Annotated in this window: 18 protein-coding genes; 17 read left to right on the top strand and 1 reads right to left on the bottom strand. The window is 64.6% G+C overall.

All coding sequences use genetic code 11. From position 1 onward, the window contains the following. The first annotated feature begins 7 nt into the window (after positions 1–7). The 17 genes from VMS96_10155 (at position 8) to VMS96_10075 (ending at position 15,940) form a co-directional block, all read left to right on the top strand. Positions 8–970 carry a polysaccharide deacetylase family protein gene (locus tag VMS96_10155; GenBank protein HVP43786.1) on the top strand — a complete coding sequence of 321 codons (963 nt, stop codon included), beginning with the start codon at positions 8–10 and terminating at the stop codon, positions 968–970. After that, the gene (locus VMS96_10150; GenBank protein ID HVP43785.1) at positions 967–1,812 is read left to right on the top strand and encodes a formyltransferase family protein; all 846 of its coding nucleotides are present in this window, start codon (positions 967–969) and stop codon (positions 1,810–1,812) included. The genes VMS96_10155 and VMS96_10150 overlap by 4 nt, the downstream gene beginning before the upstream one ends. A gap of 5 nt (positions 1,813–1,817) precedes the next feature. Then, the gene (locus tag VMS96_10145; GenBank protein HVP43784.1) at positions 1,818–3,065 is read left to right on the top strand and encodes a glycosyltransferase; all 1,248 of its coding nucleotides are present in this window, start codon (positions 1,818–1,820) and stop codon (positions 3,063–3,065) included. Positions 3,066–3,078: 13 nt separating this feature from the next. After that, a complete protein-coding gene (gene rfbF, locus VMS96_10140) occupies positions 3,079–3,846 on the top strand; it encodes a glucose-1-phosphate cytidylyltransferase (protein HVP43783.1) in 768 nt (255 codons plus the stop codon). Next, the gene (gene rfbG / locus VMS96_10135) at positions 3,843–4,919 is read left to right on the top strand and encodes a CDP-glucose 4,6-dehydratase (GenBank protein HVP43782.1); all 1,077 of its coding nucleotides are present in this window, start codon (positions 3,843–3,845) and stop codon (positions 4,917–4,919) included. The genes rfbF and rfbG overlap by 4 nt, the downstream gene beginning before the upstream one ends. Continuing rightward, on the top strand, positions 4,916–6,151 hold the full coding sequence (locus tag VMS96_10130) for a class I SAM-dependent methyltransferase (protein HVP43781.1): 1,236 nt from the start codon (positions 4,916–4,918) through the stop codon (positions 6,149–6,151). Before rfbG ends, VMS96_10130 begins: the two co-directional genes overlap by 4 nt. Then, the gene (gene rfbC, locus VMS96_10125; GenBank protein ID HVP43780.1) at positions 6,148–6,678 is read left to right on the top strand and encodes a dTDP-4-dehydrorhamnose 3,5-epimerase; all 531 of its coding nucleotides are present in this window, start codon (positions 6,148–6,150) and stop codon (positions 6,676–6,678) included. The genes VMS96_10130 and rfbC overlap by 4 nt, the downstream gene beginning before the upstream one ends. A 103-nt stretch (positions 6,679–6,781) precedes the next feature. Beyond that, on the top strand, positions 6,782–7,882 hold the full coding sequence (locus VMS96_10120) for a hypothetical protein (GenBank protein ID HVP43779.1): 1,101 nt from the start codon (positions 6,782–6,784) through the stop codon (positions 7,880–7,882). Between the two features lie 2 nt (positions 7,883–7,884). Further along, positions 7,885–9,288: a hypothetical protein gene (locus tag VMS96_10115; GenBank protein ID HVP43778.1), complete on the top strand. Its 1,404-nt coding sequence runs from the start codon at positions 7,885–7,887 to the stop codon at positions 9,286–9,288. Next, on the top strand, positions 9,288–10,514 hold the full coding sequence (locus tag VMS96_10110; protein ID HVP43777.1) for a glycosyltransferase family 4 protein: 1,227 nt from the start codon (positions 9,288–9,290) through the stop codon (positions 10,512–10,514). The genes VMS96_10115 and VMS96_10110 overlap by 1 nt, the downstream gene beginning before the upstream one ends. After that, a complete protein-coding gene (locus tag VMS96_10105) occupies positions 10,514–11,455 on the top strand; it encodes a DUF3473 domain-containing protein (GenBank protein ID HVP43776.1) in 942 nt (313 codons plus the stop codon). Before VMS96_10110 ends, VMS96_10105 begins: the two co-directional genes overlap by 1 nt. Next, complete coding sequence (locus VMS96_10100) at positions 11,394–12,050, top strand: class I SAM-dependent methyltransferase (protein HVP43775.1); 657 nt, start codon at positions 11,394–11,396, stop codon at positions 12,048–12,050. Before VMS96_10105 ends, VMS96_10100 begins: the two co-directional genes overlap by 62 nt. Before the next feature lie 40 nt (positions 12,051–12,090). Beyond that, positions 12,091–12,714, top strand: coding sequence for a sugar transferase (locus tag VMS96_10095; protein HVP43774.1), 624 nt, complete (start codon positions 12,091–12,093; stop codon positions 12,712–12,714). After that, positions 12,711–13,256 carry a GNAT family protein gene (locus VMS96_10090; GenBank protein ID HVP43773.1) on the top strand — a complete coding sequence of 182 codons (546 nt, stop codon included), beginning with the start codon at positions 12,711–12,713 and terminating at the stop codon, positions 13,254–13,256. Before VMS96_10095 ends, VMS96_10090 begins: the two co-directional genes overlap by 4 nt. A gap of 6 nt (positions 13,257–13,262) precedes the next feature. Further along, entirely contained in the window at positions 13,263–14,351 is a 1,089-nt protein-coding gene (locus VMS96_10085) for a GNAT family N-acetyltransferase (GenBank protein HVP43772.1), read from the top strand. Positions 14,352–14,456: 105 nt separating this feature from the next. Then, complete coding sequence (locus tag VMS96_10080; protein HVP43771.1) at positions 14,457–14,660, top strand: hypothetical protein; 204 nt, start codon at positions 14,457–14,459, stop codon at positions 14,658–14,660. Between the two features lie 44 nt (positions 14,661–14,704). Continuing rightward, on the top strand, positions 14,705–15,940 hold the full coding sequence (locus VMS96_10075) for a DegT/DnrJ/EryC1/StrS aminotransferase family protein (protein ID HVP43770.1): 1,236 nt from the start codon (positions 14,705–14,707) through the stop codon (positions 15,938–15,940). 8 nt (positions 15,941–15,948) lie between these two features. Here VMS96_10075 and VMS96_10070 read toward each other — a convergent pair. Further along, the coding region (locus VMS96_10070; protein HVP43769.1) for a hypothetical protein at positions 15,949–17,965 on the bottom strand (2,017 nt) is incomplete at its 5' end.

The raw sequence follows: 17,965 nt of genomic DNA, 5'->3' as shown, positions 1-17,965 counted from the left end.
GCGCACCATGAATCGTACGGCGATAAAGCGTCTCTACCTCCGATTGCTGGAACTGGCGGGCCAGGAGCAACGTCTTGTGCGCCGCATCCAACGGGGTAGGTTCCTGGCTGTTCTCAACCTGCACCGTGTGTCGCCTCGGATGAACCCTTTCTCGCCACCCATTTCTCCCGAAGATTTTGCGGATCTGCTCGTCTTTCTCAAGCGCCACTTCTCGATGGCAAGCCTCAGAGAAGATCCGCCCCGTCCCGCGGTAGTGCTGTCGTTTGACGATGGCTACCAGGACTTCGTGGAGTACGCCATGCCGATTCTCTCCAGGCACGGGATGCGCGCCAACCAGAACATCGTTCCCCAATGCGTGGAGTCCGGCACGCCCCTGTGGAACACTCAGCTTTACGACTTCTTGGGGGCGGCATCGCCGGCCCTGCTGCGCAGCTTCCGGCTGCCCGGATTCTCGTTATCGCCTCCCGACTCGAGCGTTCGATCCAAGGCCGCCTTCGGCGCCGCCCTGAGCCATTTCCTGAAGATGCGTCCCAGGAGCGAGCGTGAAGCACTTTGGCAGTCGATCGTCCCCCTGCTGCAAGAAGTCAAGCCGGATGGGACCACCCGGATGATGGACCGCGCTTCCGTCCTCCAGGCGGCCGCATTTCACGATATCGGAGTTCACTCCTACGCGCACGATTCGATGGGACATGAAAGCGACGGGTTTTTCGAGCAGGACCTGGCCCGATGTGCCGCTTACTTCAAGGATGTTCTGCACCTGCCGTTGGAGATTTATGCTTTTCCGAACGGCAGCTTCCGGCCTTCTCAGCTCGACATCCTGAAGCGCCACGGGATGCGTCATGTACTGTTGGTCGAGGAGAAATTCGCCCGAGGGGACGGAGGCGTATACCCACGCATCTCGGTGGCCGGCGAATCGGCCTGTGAAGTGCGATTCCAGGCCTTGGGGTACCGGGCTCGAGGCGTCCTGTGAAGGCCGTCATTCTCACCAACGACGCGCCGAACCAGGCCGCGCTCTGCCGCAAGCTGGCTGAACACTGCCGGCTCAACGCCGTGGTGCTGTCCCGCAACGTCCCTATGAAATCTCCACCCCCCGGAAAAAGACTGAGTATCCTGCTGAACCGGATCGAGGGCAGGATCGTGGGCAGACCATTCATCCGAGCGTGGTTGGACCTTCAGGACCGTTACGCGCGCGAGTACGGCGGCTTCCCCCAAGTGCCGACTGTGCGCGTGCGCAATATCAACGATCCTGAAACACTTGCCGCATTGACCGGCCACGAACCCGATCTCGTCATCGTTTCCGGTACCAATCTTGTCGGGAAGAGGATCATCGAATCGGCGGCCCAGCGCCTGGGAATCATTAACATGCACACCGGCATTTCCCCTTATGTGAAAGGGGGGCCGAACTGCACCAACTGGTGTCTTGCCCGGCGTTGGTTCTACCTGATCGGGAGCACGGTGATGTGGCTGGATTCTGGGATCGACAGTGGAGCCATCGTCGCCACCGAGCAGACGCCTCTGGACGGCTCCGAAAGCCTCGCGGAGCTCCACTGGAAAGTGATGGAGCATGCGCAAGACCTGTACGTCCGGGTGGTTCAGGCCCTGGCGGCAGGGGAATCTGTACCGCGCATCGCCCAGCCGAGTGTTTGTGAGGGCCATACCTTCTACACCCAGGAGTGGACAGGAACCGCCATGCGGACTGCGTGGAAGAATTTTCGGTCGTTCTACCGCCCCGGATACTTCCAAAGCCGCGAATTCGCCGAGGCCAACGAGCGAATCAAGCTATTTCCCTTCGCAGCCCACGCTCGCAGATGAATATCGTGGCCTCAAATTCGCTGCAGCAGGGCTTCGCTTCCGCCACGCACGCTCCTATCCTGTACATCACGCTGAACGGGGTCCTCGAGCCCCTGGGACAGTCGCAGGTCCTGCCTTACATCTTCGCCCTCAGCCGCCGCGGGTTCCCGTATGCGCTGCTTTCCATGGAGCGGCAAAGGGACCTCGCGGATGAAGGTGCCGTCGAGCGACTGGAGCGCGAGCTGGGAGCGCACGGGATCACGTGGGCACACCTGCCCTATCACACCGGCGGCATCGGGCCGGTCTTGCAGAACTGCTGGGCGCTGTTCTGGGCAGGACGCAGGCTGATCCGGAGCGAGCGCATCCGCTTGGTGCATGCGCGTTCCTATGTCGCCACCTCGGTTGCCTGGGCCCTGCGCCTAGTGACCGGTGTCCCGTACGTGTTCGACATGCGCGGGTACTGGATCGACGAGAGCGTCGCCGAAGGCCGCTGGTTTGTCCGGCCATTCGTGTATCGCGTTGCCAAGCGGCTGGAGCGGCGTCTGGTGGCGGATGCGGCCGCCGTCACCACGCTCACCGGTCTGCAAGCCGATGACGTGCGCACTGGCAAGCTGGGCAACAGGGCAGGGAAGGCGGCGGTGACCATCCCCACCTGCGCCGACTATGGGATGTTCGCTCCGCGAGAGTTGTCCGTGGTTCCGCCGGAGGTCCGGGCGCGGCTGGAGGGGAAGCTGGTCATCGGCCTGGTCGGCTCCATCAATGCCTCCTATCGGGTGGAAGATTGTCTCCGCCTGTTTCAGGCAGTGCTGGAGCGGCGTCCCGAGGCTCACTTGCTCTGCCTGACGCAGCAGCCTGAGGCCATGGCGCAACTGCTCTCGCACTTTTCGCTCACGCAGAATTCGTATACTGTTCGCACAGTCGCCCACGCCGAGATGCCGGGCTGGCTGTCCGCGATGGATTGGGGCCTGCTGCTGATGAACGAGGGGATCGCCAAACGCGGCTCCATGCCGACCAAGCTGGCGGAGTTCTTTGCCGCCGGCGTGCGCCCGGTGATGGCTGGGTGTAATCCTGAGGCGCGCGACTGGGTGCGCCGCGCGGGCTCGGGCATTGTGCTGGAAGACGTCACCGACGCCGCGTTGCAAGAGGCCGCGGCGCGTATCGCCTCCGCCGTCAATGCCGACGAGCTGGCCCGCGCGCGCGAGGCCACGCGCCCGCACTTCAGTCTGGAGTCCGGCGTGGCCCGCTATGAAGCGCTCCTGCAAGACTTGGCGTAAGGGAGGACTGGATTTGAAAGCCGTCATATTGGCCGGGGGAATGGGGACGCGCATCAGCGAAGAGACCGTGCTGCGCCCCAAGCCCATGATCGAGATCGGTGGGCGCCCCATCCTCTGGCACATCATGAAGATCTACTCCGCCCACGGCATCCACGATTTCGTCATCTGCTGCGGCTTCAAGGGATTCCAGATCAAGGAATACTTCGCCAACTACTTCCTGCACACCTCCGATGTCACCTTCGACGTCTCCCGCAACAGGGTGGAAGTGCACCGCAACACCGCCGAGCCCTGGCGGGTGACCGTGGTGGACACCGGGCTCGAGACCCAGACCGGCGGCCGCCTGAAGCGTGTCCGCGAGTACCTCGGCAAGGACGATTGCTGCTTCACCTACGGCGATGGCCTGGCCGACATCAACATCAAGGCGCTGGTGGCCTTCCACAAGAAGCAGAAGACGCTGGTCACGGTCACTGCGGTCGAGCCGCCGGCGCGCTTCGGCGCCCTCGAACTGCGCGGCTCGCGCGTGGTGCGCTTCCGCGAGAAGCCGAGCGGCGAAGGCTGGGTCAGCGGCGGATTCTTCGTGCTCAAGCCGAAAGTCATCGACTACATCGCCGACGACCACACCATCTGGGAGCGCGAGCCCCTGGAGCGCCTGGCCCGCGAAGGCCAGCTCTCTACCTACAAGCACAGCGGTTTCTGGCAGCCCATGGACACGCTCCGCGACAAGAACCACCTCGAGGAACTCTGGAACTCCGGGCAGGCCCCGTGGAAGGTATGGCGGTGAATCCCGCATTCTGGAAGGGGAAACGCGTCCTGCTCACCGGCCACACCGGCTTCAAGGGAAGCTGGATGGCGCTGTGGCTGCGGGAACTGGAGGCGCAACTCGCAGGCTTCGCGCTGCCCCCGCCCACCGATCCCAGTCTGTTCGATCTGGCACGCGTCGGCGGCGGCATGCGGTCCGTGATCGGGGATCTGTGCGCTGCCGGGCGCTTCGCCGCGGTGGTGCGGGAGGAGCGCCCGGAGATCATTCTCCACATGGCGGCGCAGTCGCTGGTCCGCCGCTCCTATGCCGATCCGGTCGGCACGTATGCCACCAACGTCATGGGCACGGTGCAGGTGCTGGAGGCGGCGCGGCAGGGCGCGGAGGTGCGCGTCGTGCTGGTCATCACCAGCGACAAGTGCTACGAGAATTCGGGTTCCGAGCGTGGCTACACCGAGGATGACCCCATGGGCGGCCGGGACCCGTACTCCAGCAGCAAGGGTTGCGCCGAGCTGGTGACTGCGGCCTACCGCGATTCGTTCTTCGCCCACCGGACTACGGCGGTCGCCTCGGCGCGTGCCGGCAACGTGATCGGCGGTGGCGACTTCGCCGAGGATCGCCTGGTGCCCGACGCCATCCGCGCCTTCCTCGCCGGTAAGCAGGTTCTCATCCGCAATCCCCGGGCGGTGCGGCCCTGGCAGCACGTCCTGGAACCGCTGGGCGGCTATCTTGCTCTCGTGGAAAAGCTCTGGCAGGAGCCCCAGGCCTACGCTGGGAGCTGGAACTTCGGTCCTGGAGAGCTTGACTGCGTCCCGGTGTCCAACGTGGTCACGCGCCTGACAGAACTCTGGGGACAGCGGTCCTCCTGGGCGGCCGACACCGCGCCACATCCGCCGGAGTCGCAGGTGCTCAAGCTCGACTCCAGCAAGGCTCGCGCCCGGTTGGGGTGGTCTCCCCGCTGGGACCTGGAACGCGCCCTGCAGGCCACGGTCGAGTGGTACAAAGCCTATCGCGACGGCGCCGATGTTCGCCGGCTGGCGCTCGACCAGATCTGCGCCTATCAAGCCATGCCCGCGCCAACGGGGGCGGAGCGATGAGTGCGCTCCAGTGCCGCCTCTGCGGCGCGCCGCTCTCCCACACCTTCCTCGATCTCGGCGTCTCGCCGCTGGCGAATTCCTACCTCAAGCCCGAGCAGCTCGCGCAGCCGGAGGTCTTCTATCCGCTGCATGCGCGCGTCTGCGACCGTTGCTTCCTCGTCCAGGTTGACGCCTTCGAGCTCCCGGAGCACATCTTCTCCGATTATCTCTACTTCTCCTCTTATTCCCAGAGCTGGCTGCGACATGCGAAGGACTACGTGGAGATGATCACCGGGCGATTGGGCCTTGGCGCCTCGAGCCAGGTCGTCGAGATCGCAAGCAACGACGGCTACCTGCTGCAGTATTTCGTGGAGCGGGGCGTCCCGGTGCTGGGCATCGAGCCGGCGGAGAACGTAGCCCGCGTGGCCCGCGAGAAGGGCGTGGCCACTCTCGTCAAATTCTTTGGGACGCAGACCGCGCGCGAGTTGGTGACGCAGGGAAAGCAGGCCGACCTCCTCATCGGGAACAACGTGCTCGCCCATACTCCGCTGCCGAATGATTTCGTCGCCGGACTCAAGCTGCTGCTCAAGAGAACGGGCGTCGTCACCATGGAGTTCCCCCACCTCCTGCGCCTGATCGAAGACAACCAGTTCGACACCATCTATCACGAGCACTTCTCGTACTTTTCTTTTCTGACCGTCCGCGAACTGTTCGCGCGGCATGGCCTGGAGCTCTTCGAGGTACAACAACTCGCGACCCATGGCGGCTCGCTGCGTATCTACGCCCGGCACGCGGAAGACCGGACCAAGGCAGTCATGCCCTCGGTCGCGGCACTGCTCGCGGCCGAGAAGTCTGCCGGCCTTTCTGACCTGGCTACCTACACCTCGTTCTCTCAGAAGGCCTATGCCGCCAAGTTCGGGTTGCTATCGTTCTTGGCGCACGCCAAGTGCGAGGGGAAGCGGGTTGTCGGTTACGGCGCCCCGGCGAAAGGGAACACCCTGCTGAACTTCTGCGGCATCCGCACCGACTTCCTCGACTACACCGTGGACGTCAGCCCGTACAAGCAGGGAACCTTTCTTCCAGGCACCCACATCCCAGTCTTTGGGCCGGAGAAGATCGCCCAGACCCGGCCCGACTACGTGCTGATCCTTCCGTGGAATCTTCGCGACGAGATCGTCCCGCAGCTTGCGCACGTGCGGGATTGGGGCGGCAAGCTGGTCGTGCCCATCCCCCGGGTCGAGGTGATCGCGTGAAGTTCCTGCCTACTTCGCTGGCAGGGGCCTGCGTCATCGAGATCGACCCCCTCACCGACGAACGCGGCTTTTTCGCCCGCACCTGGTGTCGCGAAGAGTTCCGGCGCAACGGCCTCAATCCCGGCCTCGCCCAGTGCAGTCTTTCCGTGACCACGAAGAAGGGGACTCTTCGCGGGTTGCATATCCAGCGTGCCCCGCACGAAGAGGCCAAGATCGTCCGCTGCACCGCCGGGCGTATCTATGACGTCATCGTGGACCTTCGTTCCGCTTCTCCGACCTTCAAGCGCTGGTTCGCCCTCGAACTCACCGCCGCCGCCCACAACATGCTCTATGTGCCCGAGGGTTTCGCCCACGGGTTTCAAACCCTCGAAGACGGATGCGAGGTCTTCTACCAGATGTCGTGCCCGTACCACGCTCCGTCTGCCTCCGGCGTGCGCTGGGACGATCCCGCGTTCCAGATCTCCTGGCCCCTTCCGGTCTCGGTCATCTCCCAGGCGGATCGCTCCTACCCGGATTTCCGTGGATGATTTTGATTAGAATGCTGCTACAAACCATCCCGAGCAAAGCTAGACCAGACTTGATCTGCATCAGAGCCATCGCTGGGACCCAGGGAAGGAAACTCTCCAGGCCGTGACCATCCCCCGCGATCTTCGAGTTGGCTACGTGCCCTTCGAGCCGACCTTCGCCCATCCCGGGGACCGGCGGCGCTTCTGCTTTTACGCGAAACAACGTGGCTTGGATTTCGAGATTGCCGACCCGCGCCGGGATTACGACGTTGTCGTTGTTAGCCCGGGTGGCGACATCAGCGTCTGGCAGCGGTATCGCGGCTCGGCCAAGATCATTTACCAGCAGATCGATTCCTATTTGGCCGCCGGGAACAGCGACTGGAAGGCGGTCTTCCGGGGAGCGGCCAAGTTTGCCGTCCGCCAGAACCGGCACTTGCTTCTTGATTACGTCAAGGGCATCCAGAGGATGTGTAGCCGCGCCGATGCCGTTATCTGCACCACCGCCGAGCAGCAGGACGACATACGTCCCTATTGCTCCAACGTGCACGTCATCCTCGATTTTCACTCCACGGTCACTGCTCGGGTGAAGCAGGACTATGCCGCGGGCGACGTCTTCAACTTTGTTTGGGAGGGGTTGCCGGGCAATCTCGCGTATTTTTCGCAGATCCGCGGTGTGCTGGACGAGATCAAGCGACGGCGCCGGATCGCCCTCCACCTGGTCACCGACCTGGAATACGGCGAGTATCTGCACGGCAAGGTGGGCAAGCGCCACGCCACCGACCTGGCGCGGCGGACCTTCGGCAGCCTGGACGGCGTGTACCTCTACGCCTGGAATGAACAGACGGCGGCCGCCGTCATGACCGCCTGCGACTTGGCGCTCATCCCCATGGATCTGGAGCATCCGTTGATCCGCGGCAAGCCGGAGAACAAGCTCCTGCTCTTCTGGCGCATGGCCATGCCTGCCATCGTCTCCGCCACCCCCGCCTACGCCCGCGCCATGTGCGACAGCGGCCTCCACATGGCTTGCTCGACGCCGCAGGAGTGGACGGCGATGCTCGACCGCTTCATGTCTGACGAAGAGGCGCGCCGGACCGCGGGCTGGCGGGGGAAGCAGTTCGCCGAGCAGTATTACAATGTCGAGAAGATGCTGTCGCAGTGGGACGAAGTCTTCGCATCCGTGCTGGGCCAGCCACACGAACCGCTCGCCACAGGAGCGCGGAGGTAGTCATGGCCACGCCGGCAACGGTCGCGGGGCAGTGGACGGGCGCTCCCGTTTCCCCGGGGCTCCAGGCCACCATGGCGCGCTGCAAGCTGTTCGCCGGCGCGGTCGGCGCGATGTGCACGCTGACCTCGCCCGCCTGGATCCAACTCCTGTTCTTCCCCGAGAACTTCGACCCGGGCACCGCTCTGTTCTTCACTCCGGTCCTGCTCCTTCTGACCTTGGCTTGGATCCTGCGGTCCACCAGCCGGGACGGCTTCATGCGGCGGCTTTTGCTGGCTGCCCTCGCCATGAAGTTGGCGGGCGCGGCCGCCGTCGTCTACGTCTTTTTCAGGGTGTACGGCGGCAACGCCGACATGATCGGTTACTTCAACGCGGGACAGCGGGTGGTCCTCGCGCTGCGCAACCAGGGCGATTGGCCCTTCACCCGCTACACCAGCACCGAATTCGCCGGCATCATCACGGGGTTGGTGCTGCTGGTGATCGGCACGTCGTTTCCCGCGGCCGTTGCCGCCTTCGCGCTTCTCTCCTACTTCGGGCAGTTCCTCTACTACCGCGCTTTCCTGGCGGCCCTGCCCAACGGCAACCGCTATCTGGCTGCCACGTTGCTGATGCTCCTTCCCTCGATCGTCTACTGGACCGCTCCCATGGGCAAGGACTCGCTGATCCTGTTCTTCATGAGCCTGGCTATATACGGTTATGCGCGGATTTACAGCAAGATGGATGCCAAGTCCTGGGCGCTCTTCACCTTCGGCATGGTGGGAGCCGCCTTCGTCCGTCCCCACATCGCCGCCATGCTGGCCATGTCGTGCACGGTCCCCTACCTGCTCAGCCGGAACCGGCAGGGTTTGCTGGGCATGCTGGCCCGGATGTTCGCCATCCCGCTCCTCTTGGTCGGGACCTACTTCCTGGTTTCGCAGGCAAGACAATTCGTCCAGGTGGAGGATGTCCAGAGTGCCATGACACGGCTCGAGACTATTCAGAAAGGGTTGCAGGTAGGAGGCGGGTCGTCGTTCGGCGGGTCGCTCGCCAGTCGCCTGGCGCTCGCGCCCTTCCTGCCCTTCCGCCCCTTTCCCTGGGAGGTCCGCAGCTCCCAGATGGCGATCGCCTCTCTGGAGGGGGTCGCGCTGATGGCCTTGTTCTGGATGCGGCGGCGCAAGCTCCTCGCGGCCCTCGGTCGCTGGCGTCACAACCCGGTCATCTTCATGGCTGCCCTGTACTGCGCGGAGTTCCTGATCATCTTTTCGGCTGCTTCGGGCAACTTCGGGACGCTCAGCCGCCAACGCGTCATGATGCTGCCGCTTCTCATCATGCTGTGTTGCGCATGGGAAGGCGATCCCGTGGCTGCCCCGCTCCCGGCCCAGGTGCGCGCCCCGATGATGCCGGCAGCGATTCCTGGAGTCCGCCGCTGATGGCCGAAACCCGTCCCTTACGGCTCCTGATTGCCGTGACCTCGCCACTCAGCCTGCTGATGCTCGCCGGTCAGCCGGCGTTCCTTCGTCGCCACGGATTCGAGGTCACAGTGGCGGCCGGCAGCGGCCGGCCCCTCGCCGATCTGGCTGAGAGCGAGGATGTCCGCGTCCTGGAGCTGCCCTGGGAACGTGGCATTTCGCCTTTGGGCGATCTGCTATCGCTGGGGCGCCTGTTCTGGTGGCTGCGCCGCAACCGGCCCCTGATTGTGAACGCCGGGACTCCCAAGGCGGGCTTGATCGCGGCCCTCGCGGGCGTGCTGGCGCGCGTTCCCTGCCGCGTATACGTCCTGCACGGCCTGCGTTACGAGACCTTCACTGGCATGCGCCGGGCGCTGCTCTTTGCCAGCGACTGGATCGCCTGCCGCTGCTGCCACCGGGTGTATTGCGTGAGCGACAGCGTGCGCCACAGTGCCCTCGCGGCCGGCCTCACCCGTTCCCAGCAGAGTACGGTGATCGCCCACGGCAGTTGCAATGGCATCGATGCCGATCGCTACGAGCCCACTGCGGGCCTGGCCGCCCGATCGGCAGCCGCCCGCCGCTCGCTGGACATTCCCGCCAATGCGCCGGTGCTCGGTTTTGTCGGCCGCCTTGCCCGCGACAAGGGGATCCACGAACTCTTGCTGGCGTTCGAGAGATTGAAGGCCAGGGTGCCGGACCTTCGGCTGCTGGTGCTTGGCGATCCTGACCCGGTCGATCCTTTAGAGGAGTCTGAGCTTCGCATCCTGCGCGAACGCCAGGACATCGTCTGCACCGGCTTTGTGGACGATCCTGAGACCTATTACGGGATCATGGATGTTTTCGTTCTTCCCACCTACCGGGAAGGCTTTCCCACCACCGTGCTGGAAGCCCAGGCAGCGGGGAAGCCGGTGGTGACCACCACCGCCACCGGCGCGGTCGATTCCATCGTCGACGGCGTCACCGGGATCCTGGTCCCGCCGCGCGACGTGGAGGCGCTCTGTGGCGCCATCGAGCGCCTGCTGCTCGACCCGGTGACGGCAACACGGATGGGCACAGCCGGACGCGAGCGTGTCCTGCGGTATTTTCAGCGGCAGCAGGTGTGGAACTGGCTCCTGCATGCTTACCGCGACCTACTCTCTACCCGCGGTTTGCCGGTGCCTGAAACAGCGAGCCCCGTCTCCGGCGCCGCCCGCGAGGTGGTCCGCTGATGCCGGAACCCACCCGCACGCCGAACATCCTGTCGATCGATCTGGAGGAGTGGTATCAGCTCTCGCATCGCTATCTCTCCGGCCAGTCGATCCCCCCGCGCGATTCCATCTTCCGCGAGGTGGATTATCTCCTCGATGTGTTGCAGCGCCACGGCGCCCGCGCCACCTTCTTCGCGCTCGGCCTCCTGATCGAAAGTCACCCGGAGCTGGTCCGACGCATTGCGACCGCCGGCCACGAGATCGGTTCTCACGGATACGAGCACCTGCAGATCTTCCGCCTGACCCGGGAGCAGTTCCAGGAGGATACCCGGCGCGCGAAGCAGGTCGTGGAAGACGCGCTGGGCGCGCCGGTCCGCGGCTACCGCGCCGCCTATTTCTCCATCAACCGCGCCTCCCTGTGGGCGCTCGAAGTCTTGGCGGAAAACGGGTTCGAATACGATTCCAGCATCTTTCCCGTGCGCCACCGCCGCTACGGCATCGCCGACTTCGACCGCCGCATCTTGCGCTACCGCCTGCCCAACGGCCTGACCATCACGGAGGTCCCGCTGGCGACGGTGCGCCTGGCCGGGACTAACCTTCCCGTCGCCGGCGGCGGCTACGTGCGCCTCCTGCCGTATCCGCTCCTGCGCCGTGCGGTCAGGAAGCTCAACGCATCGGGTGCGCCCCTCGTCACCTATTTCCATCCGTATGAGTTCGACGACGAGCGGCTCGACCTGTTGCGAGTGTTCCACCCCGCCGGCCCATCGGCGGCGCTGCGCGCGCGGATCGTGAATTTCCAGCAGAACCTCGGGCGTTCTTCCATGCGGGGCAAGCTGGAGCGGCTGTTGCAGGATTTCCGCTTTACCACGTTCGCGGAGTACCTGAGAGAGGCTGATCTGAGTGAGAGTCGAACGCTACTTCCAGCAGAAAGCGGACAAGTTCGACGCGCTGTATGCGGATGAGAACAAGTTCCGCTACCTGCTGAATCGCATCTTCCGCCGGCCCATTTTCCTCCGCGCCCAACTGGCCGTGGACGCGCTGGCCGGCCTCCCCGCCGGTTTCACCGTGCTCGACGTGGGCTGCGGTTCCGGCCGCAACAGTGTGCTATTCGCCCAGGCCGGGGCGGGAAAGGTCGTGGGCATCGATTTCTCCGAGCGCATGCTCGAACTCGCCCGCTCCTTTGCCTCCTCCCACCAGGGCGGCGAGCGCTGCGAATTCGTGCGTGGCGATTTCCTGGAAAGCGATGCTTCCCGGCAGTACGACGCCGTGGTCGCCCTCGGAGTGTTTGATTACGTCAGCGACCCCGCCGGGTTCCTCGGCAAGATGTCCCAGGCGGCCCGGCACGTGGTGGTCGCCAGCTTTCCCGGCTTGTCCTTGGTGCGCATGCCGCTGCGCAAGATCCGCTACGCCCTGCGCGACTGCCCGGTCTATTTCTATCGCCGCAAGGAACTGGACACGATCGCCCGCGCCGTCGGGTTCACCGACTACCGGCTTCATCCTTGCGGCGCCTATGGCTCCGGCTTTGTCCTCGTGGCTCAGACCGGACCCGCCCGGTGACTGTCATTTCCGTCGGACGTGGGTTATGGTTAGCCGGAGTATGAAGCGGCTCTTCGACCTGCTGATCGCAACTCTGGCCCTGGTTCTGCTGTCGCCGCTCATCGCCATCGTCGCCGTTCTTGTACGGCTTCGTATGGGGAGGCCGGTGCTGTTCCGCCAGGTACGGCCGGGCTGGCACGAGTGCCCCTTCACCGTCCTGAAATTCCGCACCATGCGCCAGGCCCGCAGCGAAGAAGAGCTCCTGCAGCCCGACGGCGAGCGTCTTACGCCCCTCGGGCGCCGGCTGCGCCGCCTCAGTCTCGACGAACTCCCACAGCTCTGGAATGTGGTTCGCGGCGACATGAGCTTGGTCGGACCGCGTCCGCTCCTCACCGAGTACCTGCAGCGCTACACCCCCGAGCAACGCCGCCGCCATGAGGTCCGCCCCGGCATCACCGGCTGGGCCCAGGTGCACGGCCGCCAGGACATCCCGTTCAGCAAGCGTCTCGAACTCGACGTGTGGTACGTTGACCATCGCAGCTTCGCACTCGACATGAGAATCCTCTTGATGACCTTCCTTCGGGTGTTCGGCGGTGGCGGCATCCACTCCGGCCAGGACGTGGTCGAGGTGGACGATCTCGGCCTGCACCCGCGGACCCGCAAGACTCGCGAGGGCGCGAAATGATCCGTCTCGGCGACGTCGTTCTCCGACCCCTCGAGCCCCGCGATGTGGCCAGCCTCTACTCGTTCCGCAACGACTGGGAGGTCATTCAGTACCTCGGCGGGTTCTCCGCGGGATACTCCCGGAAGAATCTGGAAGAATGGGTGACCGCCCACCGCAATCGTGCCGACGAAGTGCTTTGGACCATCGCCGACGCGTGCAGCGACAAGTCGATCGGCCACGTCGGCCTCTACAAGATCGACAACCGCGTGCGCAAAGCGGAGTTCGCCATCGTCATCGGCGACAGAGGTTCTTGGGGCAAGGGTCTCGGCCGGAAGGTCACCCAGGCTGTCGTGGACTGGGGTTTCGAGCAGCTCAACCTGCACAAGGTCTCCCTCTCCGTGCTTGCCTTCAACAAACGTGCCATCGAACTCTACCGCTCGCTGGGATTTCGACAGGAAGGGGCACTGCGCGACGAGCAGTTTCGCAGCGGCCGCTATCACGGCCTGGTGCTGATGTCCCTCCTTGACCGGGAATGGCGAGCGCACAAGCGCCGCCGCGGGTGACTCCGGATGCCCGTCCTGCTCACCGCAGAGGATCCTGTCCAATCTCAGCGGTGGAACGATCTGGTAGACGCCTCTCCGGCGCCTGACCTCTACTACCGTCCCGGCTACACCCGCGCCTACCAAGTCGAGGGGGAAGGGAAGGCGGTCGCCCTGCACGTCGAGGCGGGCGATACCGCCTTCCTGTTCCCCTTATTGCTGCGCCCTCTCTCCAAACTGCCCTTCGCGCCAGGGACCGCCGGTCAGGATGCGATCACGCCCTACGGCTACGGCGGCATCCTCCCGTTGCGCTCCGCCCACGCCACACCCGACCAGTTGCGTGCCGGGCTCACAACCCTGGCCGATTGGTGCAAGTCGAATGATGTCGTCAGCATCCTGCTGCGGCTTCATCCCTTGCTTGCCCAAGATGAGGAGTTCGAAACGGTGGTGGGTCCCGAGTTGATCCTGCACCCGTTCGGCCCGACGACGGCCGTGGTGCTGGCCGAGTGGTCGGAAGAATCGCTTCGCAAGGACCGCCGCTGGAATCTGGCCGTGGCCCGTCGCGCGCTGCGCACCACCTGGAGCGCTGCGGTCGCGCCTTCTCCTCCGGCTCCATCTCTGCCCGAGGCGCTTTCCCTTTTCCGCGGTCTCTACGAGGCCACCATGGATCGTCTCGGTGCCGCCACCTTCTATCACTTCTCGCCCGCTTACTACCAGGCGCTTGCCGATGGTGTCGGGGACCGGATGGCGGTCGCCCTGGCCTGGAGCGGCGACCAGGCCGTCGCCGGCTCCATCTTTTTCGCCGACCGCCGTTACGCCCACTATCACCTCAGCGCGACCAACGATGTCGGGCGGAAGTCGAAGGCGACGACTTTGTTGATCCGCGAAGCCATCGACTGGGCGCGCGCCCGCGGTTGTCTCCGTCTGCATCTGGGCGGCGGCGTCCGCGGCGACGACAGCCTCTTCGACTTCAAGAAAGGCTTCGGCGGGGCGGTCCATCAATACTGCTTCGCCGGCCTGATCTGTGATCCTGTCCGCTACCAGGGTCTGGTGGCCGCCCGTCTTGCCCAGGGCGGTGCGCCTCCGCGCCAGGATTATTTTCCCGCGTATCGCGCCTGATCTGCCGGTACCCGTAACTGACCTGATTCGCGCATTGAAAACCGCCGCAGGCCGGAGTACCGTTACTCAGCCGGATCCGTAACAGAAAGCCTTACGGAGGAAGCAATGGAAGGAATGGTCCGGGCCACTTACTGGTTGGGTTGGGTCTTCTTCGCGATCGCGGTCATCGCCCGGATCCTGCTCTTGACCTCGGTGAAGGACAGCATGGTCGCGATGAGCGTCTTGCCGCGCAACTTCATCCAGCTCAGTTTCCTCTTTTTTGTTGCCGCGATTGCCAGCTATGTCTGCGGTAAGGTGTCGAAGTACTGAGCTCGTGGCGCTCTCCCGCCGTTCGGTTATAGGATTGTCCGCAGGTGCCCCACTCCGTTAAACCCCAGTCGGCCTCTTCCCTCGCCATCGCCGGCGGCGCGCCCGTGCGCACCGCTCCGCTGCCGCCCTGGCCGCATTTTGCCCCCGAGGACGTCGAAGCCGCGGCCGCGGTCCTGCGCTCCGGCAAGGTCAACTACTGGACCGGCGAGCAGGGCCGCGCCTTCGAGCGCGAGTTCGCCGAGTTCGTCGGATGCCGGCACGCCGTCGCCTTGGCTAACGGGTCCGTCGCCCTTGAAGCCGCGCTGTACGCGCTGGGCATCGGCCCCGGTGACCAGGTGGTCGTCCCCAGCCGCACCTTCATTGCCTCGGCTTCCTGCGCCGTCATGCGCGGCGCCACTCCGGTCATGGCCGACGTGGACCGCGATTCCGGTACTCTGACCGCGGCCACCGCCCGGGCCGCTCTCACTCCGCGGACCAGGGCCCTTATCGCTGTCCACCTCGGCGGCCGGCCCTGCGACATGGATCCCATCCTGGCGCTGGCCCGCGAGCGCGGCCTCAAGGTGATCGAGGACTGCGCCCAGTCGCTCGGCGCGTCTTACAAAGGCCGTCCCACCGGCTCGCTGGGCGACATCGCCGCCTTCTCCTTCTGCCAGGACAAGATCATGACCACCGGCGGCGAAGGCGGCATGGTCACCTGCAACGACCCCGTGGCCGCCGACAAGGTCTGGTCCCTCAAGGACCACGGCAAGAGTTTCGATGCCTGCTACAACCGCCAGCATCCGCCCGGCTTCCGCTGGCTGCACGAATCCTTCGGCACCAATTGGCGCATGACCGAGATGCAATCGGCCCTGGGACGCGCCGTGCTGCCCAAGGTGCCGGAGTTCCTCCGCCTCCGCCGTCGCAATGCGCAGGTCCTCTTCGATGCCTTCAGGAGTATTCCGGCGCTGCGCGTGCCTGCGCCGGGCGTGGACGTCGCGCATGCCTTCTACAGGTTCTATGCGTATGTTGAGCCGGATCGCTTGGCGGCGGGCTGGGACCGCGACCGCATCATGGATGCCGTCAACGCCGAGGGCATCTTCTGCCAGAGCGGCAGTTGCAGCGAGATCTATCTGGAGAAAGCGTTTCCGGCCGAGATGCGGCCGGCCGAGCGCCTCCCGGTGGCCCGCGAACTGGGCGAGACCAGCCTCATGTTCCTCGTCCACCCCACCTTGAGCGAGCGCGACATGGCTGACACCGCCCGCGCTGTCGAAAAGGTCATGGCCGTCGCCGCCAGCCCCTGAAGCCTCTCCTACTGCACCGTCCAGGAGCCGAACTGCTGGAACCCGGTGGTGGTGCCGTTGGTGTCGCTGACGTTCATGTAGATGTTCTTGTTGCCGTTGAAAGCCGGGGTGGTGAATGTCACGGGCACATTCAGTACCAGACTGTTGCCCGCAGAACCCACAGTGGCGCTCGCAATACTAAGCGTGCATTGGTTGTTCGAAAGGGATGGGCCGACCCCAGGTGTCGCTGTCGTCCCGCCAAGCGTTCCGGTATTGTCGTAGATCCTGAAGGTGTTGGCTCCTCGGTCGTAGTGGAAGGCGCAGGAACTCGTAAGGCTGTTGCCCGAATTGAACAGTCCCTCTGCCGCCGTAATCAGCGCGAAGCCTCCGGTATCCGCGTACAGGAAGCTGAACGTCCCGCCGCTGCCGCTGCCCGAATCGGGCGTGACGGAGATGTTCGACGGCGTGCTCTGGCACTGCGCCAGCTTGAAGCTGCCGATGCGCGTCCTCCAATCGAATTCGGTCGGTGCCGGCGGCGTGGCGTAATACTCATTCGTGTACCAGAACGTGCAATCGTCTTGAGGATCGACAGTCAGGGCGCTGTAGTCGCCCCACCTGCCAAACCCCGTCGGCTCCGACGCATTGCCGGACACCAGGGTGACTTCATCGGCCAGTGTTCCGGCGAGATCGCCCGCAGAGCGCGCGGCGTAGCGAATGGCCGGGTTCATCGACCCGCTGGACACGCTGTACCCGATCGCCAGGTTGCCGAACTTGTCCATGGCCGCGCTGCCCATCCATCGCCAGTTGCTGTCCGGGGGCGACCCGCTCCATGTGCCGCTCTGGAACACGGTCGGCGGCGTGCTTTGCAGGTCGCGGAGCTCGTACCAGCGGATCGCCGAGTGTCCGCTCACCGTCACCGTGTGGTTGGTGACCAGCGATTCGTGACTCCCGAAGTTCCGGTATGCCAGCCGGTGCATCACGGTGTGGGAGAGCGTGTCCAACTTCTGGGTCGTGCCCAGCTGTGGCACGCACATCTCCGAGCTCAGCGGTGGGCACGTTGTCTGCGTGAACGCCGTCACCGGGATCTGGATTGGGGAGTTTGGCGGGTTCAGCGCTGCAGTATTCGGATCGGGTCCGACCGGGCTGACCCAATTGACGCCATTCAACGTCGAATTGGTGAGTGTGTTGAAGTCCACGTGGAACTTCCACAACCCGAGATGCGACGTGTCGAACCATTCCAGGAAGTAATTGGGCGAACCGGCCGGAGGAAGGGTCGCCCCATCCAGGTCTGATGGCAGCAAGGCAAAATCGTTGATGGTGAAGCAGACCTGGTTCTCGCCTGCCGGAAGGCCGCCTCCGGACGGCCCGGGCACCCCGCGCAGGGTTCCTGCCCCATCCAGCATGTTGCTTCGGTCCAGAGCACAGAGGAACCCAGCGACAAAGGTGTTACTGCTACTCGAGGCAAAGGCGTTGTAAGTGAAGTAGTACGCGTCCGGCCAAACCCCGACTTTCGGATAGTCGGGGAACGGTTTGATGGTCTGCGTGAAGTCAATGAAGGTGAAAAAGTATAGGAAGTACTGCCCGGTCGCATCGGCGGACTTTGAGATGGCCACGCACTCGTAGTAAGGCCCGCTGCCTGCGCTGAAGTTCGCGAATTGGGTGATGATCCACCGGTCCGCCAGGTGGTCGTAGAGAACGATCCCGTCGCCATCGTTGCTGGTAATGCAGGGGTTGGGTCCCGGCAATGTGGACCACAGGTTCTTGGTGTCCGTCGGTCCCGCCACGATGGCGTGACTGGTCTTGTCGAACACCGTGAACGAAGTGTTGACCAGTTGGACATACTGCGTCCGGCCGACCGCTCCGTCGGTATCGGGGGGCACGCTCGTCCCAAAGAAGCTGCCCAGCCCCGCCCCCATGCCCTCGAAGTTGGCGTCCGCGAAGGTCGGGGCGAGCGGTCCGAACCCCGTCTGCGCCGCGGCGTCTGTGACCGGCGCCTTGCTCTCCGGCGCTGGCGGCGCCGGTCGGGGCGGCAGAGGTCGCAAGGGG

Source organism: Terriglobales bacterium (assembly GCA_035543055.1).
Lineage (GTDB): Bacteria > Acidobacteriota > Terriglobia > Terriglobales > Acidobacteriaceae > JAIQFD01.
Note: the sequence above shows the minus strand (reverse complement) of the source record. Positions and strands in the feature narration are given on the sequence as shown.